Source organism: Cupriavidus sp. a3, assembly GCF_051015765.1.
Lineage (GTDB): Bacteria > Pseudomonadota > Gammaproteobacteria > Burkholderiales > Burkholderiaceae > Cupriavidus > Cupriavidus oxalaticus_A.
Window position 1 is genome coordinate 1,142,852 of sequence record NZ_CP170644.1, and the last position, 12,459, is coordinate 1,155,310.

At 67.9% G+C, this 12,459-nt stretch carries 8 protein-coding genes; 7 read left to right on the plus strand and 1 reads right to left on the minus strand.

Annotation, left to right across the window (positions count from 1 at the left end):
* Positions 1-218 precede the first annotated feature (218 nt).
* Both ACAD63_RS27025 and glnA read left to right on the plus strand, forming a co-directional pair.
* The gene (locus ACAD63_RS27025; RefSeq protein ID WP_029048285.1) at positions 219-1,385 is read left to right on the plus strand and encodes an acyl-CoA dehydrogenase family protein; all 1,167 of its coding nucleotides are present in this window, start codon (positions 219-221) and stop codon (positions 1,383-1,385) included.
* Positions 1,386-1,984: 599 nt separating this feature from the next.
* Entirely contained in the window at positions 1,985-3,460 is a 1,476-nt protein-coding gene (glnA, locus tag ACAD63_RS27030; RefSeq protein WP_133094652.1) for a type I glutamate--ammonia ligase, read from the plus strand.
* A gap of 548 nt (positions 3,461-4,008) precedes the next feature.
* Here glnA and ACAD63_RS27035 read toward each other — a convergent pair.
* The gene (locus tag ACAD63_RS27035) at positions 4,009-4,746 is read right to left on the minus strand and encodes an IclR family transcriptional regulator (protein WP_135702713.1); all 738 of its coding nucleotides are present in this window, start codon (positions 4,744-4,746) and stop codon (positions 4,009-4,011) included.
* 131 nt (positions 4,747-4,877) lie between these two features.
* Between ACAD63_RS27035 and ACAD63_RS27040 the strand changes: the two genes are divergently transcribed.
* Genes ACAD63_RS27040 through ACAD63_RS27060 form a run of 5 tightly spaced genes read left to right on the plus strand, consistent with a single transcriptional unit; the run spans position 4,878 to position 12,442 of the window.
* Positions 4,878-6,497, plus strand: a complete 1,620-nt coding sequence (locus ACAD63_RS27040; protein WP_434034637.1) for an acyl-CoA carboxylase subunit beta — start codon at positions 4,878-4,880, stop codon at positions 6,495-6,497.
* A 50-nt stretch (positions 6,498-6,547) separates the two neighbouring features.
* Positions 6,548-7,708, plus strand: coding sequence for an acyl-CoA dehydrogenase family protein (locus tag ACAD63_RS27045; RefSeq protein ID WP_133094655.1), 1,161 nt, complete (start codon positions 6,548-6,550; stop codon positions 7,706-7,708).
* Between the two features lie 15 nt (positions 7,709-7,723).
* Entirely contained in the window at positions 7,724-8,569 is an 846-nt protein-coding gene (locus ACAD63_RS27050; RefSeq protein WP_135702711.1) for an enoyl-CoA hydratase/isomerase family protein, read from the plus strand.
* Between the two features lie 43 nt (positions 8,570-8,612).
* Positions 8,613-10,628 (plus strand): acetyl-CoA carboxylase biotin carboxylase subunit, encoded by a 2,016-nt coding sequence (locus ACAD63_RS27055; protein WP_434034638.1) that lies wholly within the window; start codon positions 8,613-8,615, stop codon positions 10,626-10,628.
* Positions 10,625-12,442, plus strand: a complete 1,818-nt coding sequence (locus tag ACAD63_RS27060) for an acyclic terpene utilization AtuA family protein (protein ID WP_434034639.1) — start codon at positions 10,625-10,627, stop codon at positions 12,440-12,442. Before ACAD63_RS27055 ends, ACAD63_RS27060 begins: the two co-directional genes overlap by 4 nt.
* The last annotated feature ends 17 nt before the right edge of the window (positions 12,443-12,459 follow it).

Below are 12,459 nucleotides of genomic sequence, written 5' to 3' on the forward strand. Positions count from 1 at the left end.
TCGGCTTCGGCGTTCGCGAAAACGGCACTCGGCGGCCCCGGATGCCGGCCTTAAGCGCAGTGGAAGGCGCGCTTTCGCAATGGTTGATTGCCCGGGGCGGCGATCGCAGCGACCATTGCGGCCAAGACAACATCGGCGGTCGCCGCGGGCATTCCGTGGGACCGATGCGCCGCAAACTCCGTCCGCAATTTCGTCCGTACCCAAGCCAACGACGCGCCATGATCGAACAGACCCAATCGAACAACTACCAAGAAATCCGCGATGCCGTGCGCGCGCTTTGCGCCGAATTCCCGGATGAGTACTTCCGCAAGGTCGACGAGCAGCGCGCCTACCCCGAAGCCTTCGTCAATGCACTGACCGCGGCCGGCTGGCTGGCAGCACTGATCCCGCAAGAGTACGGCGGTTCCGGCCTGGGCCTGACCGAAGCCTCGGTCATCATGGAAGAAATCAACCGCAGCGGCGGCAACTCCGGTGCCTGCCACGGCCAGATGTACAACATGGGCACGCTGCTGCGCCACGGCTCCCAGGCGCAGAAGGAAAAGTACCTGCCGAAGATCGCCTCGGGCGAATGGCGCCTGCAGTCGATGGGCGTAACCGAGCCCACCACCGGCACGGACACCACCAAGATCAAGACCTCGGCGGTCAAGAAGGACGGCCGCTATGTCGTCAACGGCCAGAAGGTGTGGATCAGCCGCGTGCAGCACAGCGACTTCATGATCCTGCTGGCGCGCACCACCGCGCTGGCCGACGTGAAGAAGAAGAGCGAAGGCATGTCCATCTTCATGGTCGACTTGCACGAAGCGCAGAAGAAGGGCCTGACCGTGCGGCCGATCCCGAACATGGTCAACCACGAGACCAACGAGCTGTTCTTCGAAGACCTGGAAATCCCCGAGGAAAACCTGATCGGCGAAGAGGGCAAGGGCTTCAAGTACATCCTCGACGGCCTCAACGCCGAGCGCACCCTGATTGCCGCCGAGTGCATCGGCGACGGCTACTGGTTCATGGACCGCGTCACCAAGTACGTCAGCGAGCGCGAAGTCTTCGGCCGCCCCATCGGCCAGAACCAGGGCGTGCAGTTCCCGATCGCCGAGTCCTTCATCGAGCTGGAAGCCGCCAACCTGATGCGCTGGAAGGCCTGCGAACTGTTCGACAAGCACGAGCCGATGGGCGCCCAGGCCAATATGGCCAAGTACCTGGCGGCCAAGGCCAGCTGGGAAGCCGGCAACGCCTGCCTGCAGTTCCACGGCGGCTTCGGCTTTGCCTGCGAATACGACGTCGAGCGCAAGTTCCGCGAGACGCGCCTGTACCAGGTCGCGCCGATCTCGACCAACCTGATCTACTCGTACGTCGCGGAACATATTCTCGGCCTGCCGCGCTCGTTCTGAGCGGGCGGGGGGCCGGCGCGCTTGCGCGCCGGCTTTTGCAAGCTGGCCGGCGCTTGATGGGCGGGCGAGCCAGCGCGGCCGGCGCGACGCGACTCCGCTAGCGGGTGGGCGTTGCAGGGCGGGTGTCGCGCGCCGTGCCGGGCGCCGGATATACCTCGTCGCCAGCCGCAATCGGCAAGCGTGGCGGCGGCGGAGTCATGGAGGTATCGCGAGGCGGGGCTTCACATCCTGCCACGGCTGCCGCAAGCAGTGCAATACAAAACGCATGGCCTGGCCAGCAGCGCCAGGTGCGGTACCGGTTGAAGATGAACGTGTCTGGCATGGAGCGGCCCTCTTTGCGCGGAGTGCGTTCAGTGTAGCCAAAGGTGACAGCTACCATTGCCCGGACGACGATTTGCCGAGTGCTCCGCGAGCCGCACTGATCCATTCCCAACACCTGCTTCCAGGTTTCCGTATTGCGGCGATCTGGCTGATGAAAGCGCGGATTTCACACATGGGGCCGCATCGGAGATGCCTGCACGGTTCGCGAGGCACTTTGCAATCGGAACCTGACAGGCTAATGTTGGACTATGCTCCGGGGTCAGACGACGGAGGCGCTTATGAGCACGGTCTCAATAGAACCCGGCAGCTATCACGTTGCACCGCCGCAAAACCCTGGTGAAGTCATCGCTCTGATCAAGGAGCATGCGATCCAGGTCATTGACCTCAGGTTCACGGACTTGCCCGGCGTGTGGCAGCACTTCTCGATCACGCTGCCGGAAGTCAATGACGATTTATTCTCAGCCGGCATCGGGTTCGACGGGTCGTCCATTCGTGGGTTCCAGCAAATACACGAATCCGACATGCTGGTCAGGCCTGACCCGGCCACGGCATTCATCGATCCGTTTTGTACGGCACCAACGCTGGTCCTGATCTGCGACGTGCTGGACCCTGTCCTGCACCAGCCATATTCGCGCGATCCGCGCCACATTGCGAGAAAGGCGGAGCTTTATCTCCAGCAAACCGGTCTTGCCACGGTTTGCTACATTGGCCCCGAACTGGAGTTTTTCATTTTCGACTCCATTCGCTTCGGCCAGGACCAGCACTCTGGCTACTACCATGTCGAATCCGCCGAAGGCGAATGGGCCTCCGGCCGTGACGAAGGCGCCTATGGCGGAGGCAATCTTGGGTACAAGCAGCACTACAAGGGAGGATATTTTCCCGTGCCGCCAAGCGATACGCTGCAGGATATCCGCTCCGAAATCGTACTCGCGCTGATGCAGGCTGGCGTCCGGGTCGAGGTGCATCACCATGAGGTAGCCACGGCGGGCCAGAATGAGATCGACATGCGCTTTGCACCGCTGACCCGAATGGCGGACAACGTGATGATGTATAAGTACTTCTGCAAGAATGTTGCACGCCGCCACGGCAAGGTCGCCACATTCATGCCTAAGCCCCTGTTTGCCGACAACGCGAGCGGCATGCATTGCCACCAAAGCCTCTGGCGCGGCGACGAGAACCTCTTCTACGACGAGAATGGCTGGGCGCAGACGTCCCAGATGTGCCGGTGGTACATAGGCGGCTTGCTCAGGCACGCCCCCGCCCTGATGGCGTTCTGTGCGCCGAGCACAAACTCCTACAAGCGACTGGTGCCCGGATACGAGGCGCCTGTCAATCTGGCCATGTCGCAGCGCAACCGATCTGCCGCCGCCAGGATTCCAATGGTTTCTGATTCCCCAAGCGCCAGGCGCGTTGAATTCCGCTGCCCTGACCCGTCGGCCAATGCCTATCTCGCCTTCTCGGCAATGCTGCTTGCCGGCCTTGACGGTATTGAAAACCAGACGGACCCCGGCGACCCGCTCGACAAGAACATCTATGATCTGCCACCGGAGGAAGCCGCCGGCATCCGGCAGGTTCCAGGTTCTCTCGAAGAGTCGCTTTCCGCACTGGAATCCGATTCTGCATTCCTGCGAAAGGGAGATGTCTTTACTGAAGACCTGATCAGGACCTGGATTGACTACAAGCGCACGCACGAGATCGATACATTGAAGTTACGCCCGCACCCGTGGGAGTTCTATCTGTACTTCGACATCTGATCACTGCGCACGGCTCTGGCGTTTGCTGGTGGCAACGAAATTCTACCGGCTGATGGGCCGCTTGCACCTCCGGAAGATCCGTCTGGCCCCGGTATCCCATGCTGGTGGCATCGCCATCCGCACCCGTTACCCGGCACCGCGCGGCGATGACCGAAGCATCGAGCTGCATGACCAGCGACAGATATGGCGCGATGATGCTGGCGCGCGTGACCTGGTCCACCCTCCGGCAAAACAAAAAAAAGCCACGCTCCGACGTCGGGGCGTGGCCTGGAATGCCGACCCTCCCTCTGGCCGGCGGGGGAATTTATTGTTCTGGCACCTGGACTGATTCCGCCTTCCAGTGAAGGCGGCCTGGCCCGGCCGATGCCAGGGCGGCGGGCGCGTTCTTGCGTATCTCTGCTTGCGTCACCATTGAACGCCGCTGACGTGGTGCGGCTCTGTGCGGCCTCTGACAGAGGCGCGTTTCAAAACCGAGGCGGGCGGCCGCTCAGTGCGGCAACAGGTCGCGCAAAGCCGGGAGTTCGCGCGGCCGCGCCGCTTCATCCTTGCTACGCGAACATCGCCACGATGATCCCGCCCATTTCATGCCGGCGTGCCGCCGACATCCGCGACGCAGTCGAAACGATGCTGATGGCCGCCTCCGCGCCCATTGCCAGCGGCAGGGCGTAGCCCACGCCCGCCACGCCTTCCGCGCCGGCCAGCGCGTAGCCCAGCTTGCGGCTGCGCTCGACGCCGCGCATCAGCCGGAGCAGGCTGAGGCCGCCGGCTTCGTACTCGGCGCGGTGGCGTTCGTAGTGCGCGCGGACCGCGTCGTTGTCCATCTTGGCCAGCAGCGCCATGCTGCCGGTGCCCTGGCCCAGCAGGCGCGAGGTGCCGGTCAGCATGTGGAAGGTCTTGATGCGGTGGCTGCCTTCCTCGGTATGCAGGCAATGACCATGGTCGCCGATGCGCACGATCAGGAAGACCGCGTCGCCGGTCAGCCGCGCCAGTGCCTTCATCTTGCTGACGAGGGCGCTGTTGGGCGGCGGCCGGTTCATCGCGCGCAGCCCGAGCGCCATCGCCGCGGTACCGAGGTGATAGCGCTTGCCGGCCGATTCGCGCTCGATATACGCGCCGGCTTCCAGGAAGCGCGCCATGCGGTGGGCGGTGGTGCGGTCGATGCCGGCCATGGCGGCAAGGTCGGGCAGCGCCAGCCCGGCGTCATGGTGTTCGGCCAGCAACTGCAGCAGGGTGAAGGCGCGCGCCAGGCTCTGGACGCCGCCGGGGGCAGGGGATCTGGGGGGCATGGCTGGATGCGCCGGCGGCGCCGCGCTGGTTCGGCAGATTGTGCACATTATGCACAATCTGAGCGATTGCGGTTGTCGCGCCGTGCGCCGTGGTTTGCAATCCATCCATCACGGAACCACAGGCACGCGCCATGATCCCCATCGAATCCCGCATTGACCCGTCCTCCGACACCTTCGCCGGCCAGCGCGCCGGCATGCAGGCACTGATCGACCGCCTGCACGGCCTGGAGCAGCGCGCCGTGGCCGCGTCCGAGCGCTCGCGGCCCGCCTTTGCAAAGCGTGGCGCGCTGCTGCCGCGCGAGCGCGTCGGCCGCCTGCTCGACCCGGGGGCGCCGTTCCTGCCGCTGTCCACGCTGGCGGGCTTCTGCATGGACGATCCCGATCCGGAGACCTCGGTGCCCGGCGGCTCGCTGGTGGCCGGCATCGGCTTCGTGTGCGGGGTGCGCTGCATGGTGCTCGCCACCGATTCCGGCATCGATGCCGGCGCCATGACCGAGGCCGGCAACATGAAGCTGGTGCGCTGCCAGGAAATCGCGCTGGAAAACCGGCTGCCCTTCATCCACCTGGTGGAGTCGGCCGGCGCCAACCTGCGCAAGTACCGCGTCGACAAGTTCGTGCGCGGCGGCGCCATCTTCTACAACCTGGCGCGGCTGTCGGCGGCCGGGCTGCCGGTAATCACGGTCGTGCACGGCTCGTCCACGGCGGGCGGCGCCTACATGCCCGGCCTGTCCGACTACGTGGTGATGGTGCGCAACCGCGCCCGCGCCTTCCTGGCCGGGCCGCCGCTGCTGAAGGCCGCCACCGGCGAGATCGCCACTGACGAGGAACTGGGCGGCGCCGACCTGCATGCCACCGCCACCGGCCTGGCCGAATACCTTGCGGAAGACGACGAGCACGCCATCGCCACCGCGCGCGACATCGTCGCCAGCCTGGACTGGCCCCGTGTGGAGCCCCAGCCAGCACAGCCGGCGCGCCCGCCGCGGCTGGACCCGTCGGAACTGGACGGCGTCATGACGCTCGACATGAAGCGCCCGGTCGACATGCGCGAGGTGATCGCGCGCATCGTCGACGATTCGGCGTGGCTGCCGTTCAAGCCCGACTACGGCCCCGGCACAGTGTGCGGCCATGCCCGCATCGAGGGCAATACCGTAGGCTTGATCACCAACAACGGCCCGATCGATCCCGCCGGCGCCACCAAGGCCGCGCAGTTCATCCAGCTGTGCAACCAGTCCGGCACGCCGATCATATTCCTGCAGAACACCACCGGCTTTATCGTCGGGCGCGCGTCGGAAGAGGCCGGCATGATCAAGCACGGCGCCAAGATGATCCAGGCGCTGTCCAACTCCAGGGTGCCGCAGATTACGCTGTACTGTGGCGCCTCGTTCGGCGCGGGCAACTTTGGCATGTGCGGGAGGGGCTTCAAGCCGCGCTTCTGCTTTTCGTGGCCGAACGCGCGCACCGCGGTGATGGGCGGCGAGCAGGCCGCCATGACGCTGGAGATCGTGGCGCGCCAGCAGGCGGCGCGCAAGGGCAAGCCGGTCGACGAGGCGCAGCTGGCCGGCCAGACCGCCGAGATCGTCGCCAACTTCGAGCGGCAGGCGAGCGCATTCGTCACCAGCGGGCTGCTGCTCGACGACGGCGTGATCGATCCGCGCGACACGCGCGCCGTGCTCGCCTTCGTGCTGGTCACCGCGCGCGAGGCGGCGCTGCGCCGGCCGCATGCCATCCAGTTCGGCGTCGGGCGCTTCTGAGCGCCGCCGCCTCCAGACAACCAGAACGCAACGAAATCCGGGAGACCAGCATGCTTTACACCGAAGACCACCGCAACATCATGGACAGCATCCGCCGCTTCGTCTCGGCGGAGATCGATCCCTTCGTCGACGAATGGGAAGCCGCCGAGGTGTTTCCGGCGCACGAGCTGTTCAAGAAGATGGGCAACCTCGGCTTCCTCGGCATCACCAAGCCGGTGGAGTATGGCGGCATGGGGCTCGACTTCTCCTATGCCGTTGCCGCCGCCGAGGCGCTCGGGTATGCGCGCGCACAAGGCGTCGGCATGGGCGTGGGCGTGCAGACCGACATGGCCACGCCGGCACTGACTGCGTTCGGCTCCGATGAACTGAAGCGCAACTACCTGGCGCCCGCCATCGCCGGCGACATGGTGTGCTCGATCGGCGTGTCCGAGGCGGGCGCGGGTTCCGACGTGGCCTCGCTCAAGACGCGCGCGGTGCGCGACGGCGACGACTATGTCATCTCCGGCTCCAAGATGTGGATCACCAACGGCACCCAGTCGGACTGGATCTGCCTGCTGTGCAACACTTCCGACGGGCCCGTGCACAAGAACAAGTCGCTGATCGTGGTGCCGATCAAGGAAGACGGCAAGCGCGTGCGCGGCGTGGAAGTGCAGAAGATCAAGAAGTTCGGCATGTGGTGCTCGGACACTGCGCAGATCTTCTTTGACGAAGTGCGCGTGCCGGTACGCAACCGCATCGGCGAGGAGGGCATGGGCTTTATCTACCAGATGAAGCAATTCCAGGAAGAGCGGCTGAACGGCGCGGCGCGCCGGCTCGCCTGCACCGCGCTGATCGAGGAAACCGCCGAGTACCTGCGCCAGCGCATCGCCTTCGGCAAGCCGCTGCTGGACAACCAGTTCATCCAGTTCAAGCTGGCCGAGCTGAAGACCGAAATGGAAGCGCTGCGCGCGCTGGTCTACCTGGCCACGCAGACCTATATCGCCGGCGGCGACGTGGTCGAGCTGGCGTCGATGGCCAAGCTCAAGGCCGGGCGCCTGTCGCGCGAGGTGGCCGACTGGTGCATGCAGTTCCAGGGCGGCATGGGCTACACGTGGGACAACCATGCATCGCGCGCGTACCGCGACTTCCGCCTGGGCTCGATCGGCGGCGGCGCGGACGAAGTGATGCTGCAGGTCATCGCCAAGCAGATGGGCCTGATGTCGCGCGGCTGACAGGCAGGAGGCGCCATGACCGACCCAACGCAAACCGAATCCGTGATCGTACGCCGCGCCGGCGGCGTGCTGTTCGCCACCCTCAATATCCCGGCCACGCGCAATGCGCTGGCGCCCGAGGTCGTTGCCGCGCTGGCGGCGGCGGTCGAGCAGGCCGAAGCCGGCCCCGAGGTGCGCGCGCTGGTGCTGCGCGGCGCCGGCGGCATGTTCAGTGCCGGCGGCAATGTCGGCAACTTCCAGGCGCGGCTCGATGCCGAAGCCAGCCGGGAAGACCCGGTCGCCACGCGCAACCGGGAATTCGGCTATTTCATGCAGCGGCTGGGCGCATTGCCGGTGCCGGTCATCGCCGCCGTGGATGGCGCTGCAATGGGCGGCGGCATGGGCCTGGCGTGCGCCGCCGACATCGTGCTGGCCACGCGGGATGCGCGTTTCGCGCTGTCGGAAACCACGCTCGGCATCATCGCCGCGCAGATCGCGCCGTTCGTGGTGCAGCGCATCGGCGCGGCGGCCACGCGCCGCCTGGGCCTGACCGGCGAGCGCATCGGCGGAGAGGCAGCGGTGGCGATCGGGCTGGTCGACCAGCTGGCCGCCGACAGCGCCGAGCTGGACGCGCTGGTCGCCGAATGGCTGACGCGCATCGGCCGCTGCGCCCCCAATGCCAACCGCGTGTTCAAGACGCTGGTCAGCCGCTGCGGCCAGGAGCCGGCGGGACCGCTGCTGGACGAAGCCTCGCGGCTTTTCGCCCAGTGCATGCGCAGCGAAGGCGCCGAAGGCGTGGCGGCCTTCCGCGAGAAGCGTGACGCGAGCTGGACCGTGCGCTTCGATGCCGATGCCGTGCGCGCAGCGCAGTCGCCGAGCTGAGGGCTGCCGCCTGCCAATTTCCGGTAATTCAAAGGATTCCCACATGTCTGCAACCAGCCGACCCTTCCATACGCTGCTCGTCGCCAACCGCGGCGAGATCGCGGTGCGCATCATGCGCACCGCGCGCCGCCTTGGGCTGGCCACCGTGGCCGTCTACTCCGAGGCCGACCGCCACAGCCCGCACGTGGCGTTCGCGGACCGCGCGGTCTGCATCGGCGCCGCCGCGCCGCGCGAGTCGTACCTCAACATCCCCGCCATCATCGAGGCCGCCCGTGCCAGCGGTGCCGATGCCATCCACCCGGGCTACGGCTTCCTGGCCGAGAACGCGGGCTTTGCCGAGGCCGTGGTGGCGGCGGGCCTGGTCTTCGTCGGCCCGCCCGCCGGGGCGATCCGCGCCATGGGCAACAAGGCCGAGGCCAAGCGCCTGATGCTGGCCGCCGACATGCCCTGCGTGCCTGGCTACCAGGGCGCGGCGCAGGACGACGCCACGCTGCTGGCCGAAGCCGGCGCGATCGGCTTTCCGTTGATGGTGAAGGCCGCGGCCGGCGGCGGCGGGCGCGGCATGCGGCTGGTGCGCGAGGCGGCGGCGCTGCCCATCGCGCTGGCCAGCGCGCGCTCCGAGGCCGCGGCCGCGTTCGGCTCCGACGAGCTGATCCTGGAGCGCGCCGTGATCGCGCCGCGCCATGTGGAGATCCAGGTCTTCGCCGATACGCAGGGCCATGTCATCCACCTGGGCGAGCGCGACTGCTCGGTGCAGCGCCGCCACCAGAAGGTCATCGAAGAGGCGCCGTCGCCCGCGGTCAGCCCGGCGCTGCGCGCGCGCATGGGCGAGGCCGCGGTCCGCGCGGCAACGTCGATCGGCTATGTCGGCGCCGGCACCATGGAGTTCCTGCTCGATGCCGACGGCAACTTCTACTTCATGGAGATGAACACGCGCCTGCAGGTCGAGCATCCGGTGACCGAAGCCATCACCGGTTTCGACCTGGTCGAATGGCAGTTGCGCGTGGCGGCGGGCGAGCCGCTGCCGGTGACGCAGGGCCAGGTGAAGCTCGAGGGCCACGCCATCGAGGTCCGTCTGACCGCCGAAGACGTGCCCGCCGGCTTTTTGCCGCAGGGCGGGCCACTGCTGCGCTGGCGCCCGCCCGCCGCCGGCCGCGACGTGCGCGTCGACCACGCGCTGGAGGAGGGCGGCGCCATCCCCACGCATTACGACTCGATGGTGGCCAAGCTGGTCGCCCACGGCGCCGACCGCGAGGAAGCGCGCCGCAAGCTGCTGCGCGCGGTGGAAGACTGCGCGTTGCTGGGCGTGCCGAGCAACCAGGGTTTCCTGGCCGACTGCCTCGCGCATCCGGCCTTTGCCGGCAATGACGTGCACACTGGCTTCGTCGATGCGCATATGCAGGGCGCGCTGCAGGCGCCGCTGCCGCCGCTGCACGTGATGGCCAGCGCCGTGCTGGCCACGTCGGGACTGCTCGGCGACAACGGCAAGCCGGCCACGCTCGCGCGCGCCGCCGCCAGCGTGGTGCTGTACGCGGCCGGCGCGGCGTGGGAAGCGACCTTGCGCGTTGCCGCCGACGGCTGGCGCGTGATGCTGCGGCAGCGCGAAAGTGATCAGCAACCCGGCCAGGAACCGGTTGCCTGCGCGCTGCGCGTGCTACGCGCCGACGGCGACAGCGGCACGGCCCTGGTCGAGTGCGACGGCGTGGCCTATCCGCTGGTGTTCGCCGCCGACAAGCAGGTGCTGCACCTGTTCCAGTCCGGCCGCGCCTGGCAGTTCCCTCTGCACGACCCGCGCCGCCGCCGCGATGCCGGTGAAGCCGGCGGGGTCCTGCAGGCGCCGCTGACGGCGCGCATCGTCGCGGTCCACGTGGCCGAGGGCGAGCGTGTGGAGGCCGGCCAGCCGCTGGTGGTGCTGGAGGCAATGAAGATGGAGCACACCATCGCTGCGCCGTTTTCCGGCGTGGTCGCTGAACTGGCCGCGCGCGCCGGCGGGCAGGCCAGCGCCGGCTCGCTGCTGGCGCGCGTCGAAGCCGATGTGGTGGCGAAGGAGCCGGCATGAGCGAACTGGCAAATACCGCGACACACACCGGCAAGACCGTTCGCATCGGCGGCGCCTCCGGCTTCTGGGGCGATTCCGCGATTGCCACGCCGCAGCTGCTGTCCGTGCCCGGCCTGCAGTACCTGGTCTACGACTACCTGGCCGAGACCACCATGTCGATCCTGGCGCGCGCCCGCGCCAAGGACCCGGCGCTGGGCTATGCCACCGATTTCGTGCAGGCAGCGATGGCGCCCAACCTTGCCGAAATCCTGCGGCGCGGCGTCCGCGTGGTCGCCAACGCCGGCGGCCTCAACCCGGCAGCCTGCCGCGACGCGCTGCTCAAGGTGGCCGCGCAGCAGGGCCTGAAGCCGCGCATCGCCGTGGTCACCGGCGACGACGTGCAGCCCCGCTTCGCGCAATGGTGCGCCGACGGGCTGACCGACCTTGCCGGGGCGCCGGTGCCGACCACCGAGCCGTGGTCGGCCAACGCCTACACCGGCGCGCAATGCATTGCCCGCGCGCTGGCGCTGGGCGCCGATATCGTCATCGCCGGGCGCTGCGTCGACAGCGCCGTGGTGGTCGGGGTGCTGGCGCACGAGTTCGGCTGGGACTGGACCGACTGGGACCGCCTTGCCGCCGGCACGCTGGCGGGCCACGTGATCGAGTGCGGCGCGCAGGCCACCGGCGGGTTGTTCACCGACTGGGAGCGCGTGCCCGGCTGGGAGCGGATGGGTTACCCGGTGATCGACTGCGCGCACGACGGCAGTTTCGAGCTGAGCAAGCCGGACGGCACCGGCGGGCTGGTCGACCCCGCCGCGGTCGCAGAGCAAGTGCTGTACGAGGTGGGCGACCCCGCTAGCTACCTGATGCCGGACGTGACCTGCGACTTCCGCATGGTGCGTACCGAGCTGGTCGGGCCGGGCCGCGTGCGCGTGGCTGGCGCGCGCGGCAGGGCGCCCGGCACCCACTACAAGGGCAACGCCACCTGGCAGGACGGCTTCCAGATCAGCCTGATGATGGCGATCCGCGGCATCGACGCCCCGGCCAAGGCGCGGCGCACCGCCGAGGCGCTGCTGGCGCGCACCCGCGCCATGCTGGCCGAACGTGGCATGCCCGACTACACCGACACCGTGGTCGAGCTGCTGGGCTGCGAATCGCAATACGGCGCCCATGCGCGCGAGTTGCCGACGCGCGAGGTGGTGCTGCGCATCGGCGCGCGCCATCCGCTGGCGCGCGGCCTGAGCTTCCTGCAGCGCGAATGCTCGTCGGCGGGAACGTCGATGGCGGCCGGGACGCGATCCTCGTTTGCGGGGCGTGTCGATATCCAGCCGGTGGTGAAGGTGTTCTCCTTCCTGGTGCCCAAGGCCGACGTGCCGATGCGGGTGGAATTCGAGGGCGGCGTGATCGCGCTGCCTCATGCGGCAGCCAGCGCAGCAGCCAGCGGCGCACCCGAGGCGCCGGCCCTGGTCGATGGCCCGCCACTGCCGCCGGTGCCCGACGAACCGCGCGTGCAACGGCCGCTGGTCGCCCTTGCCTACGCGCGCAGCGGCGACAAGGGCGACGACGAGAACATCGGCGTGATCGCGCGCAAGCCGGAGTACCTGGCGCTCCTGCGCGAACAGCTGACGCCGCAGGCCGTGCGCGCGTACTTTGCCCACCTGGTCGCGGGCGAGGTCGAGCGCTTCGACGTGCCTGGCCTGCATGCGCTGAACTTCCTGATGCATGGCGCGCTGGGCGGCGGCGGTGTGGCCAGCCTGCGCTCCGACCCGCTTGGCAAGAGCTACGCGCAGATGCTGCTCGATTTCCCGCTTTCCGTACCGCGCAGCTGGGCATAGACCCGGCCAACACTGAC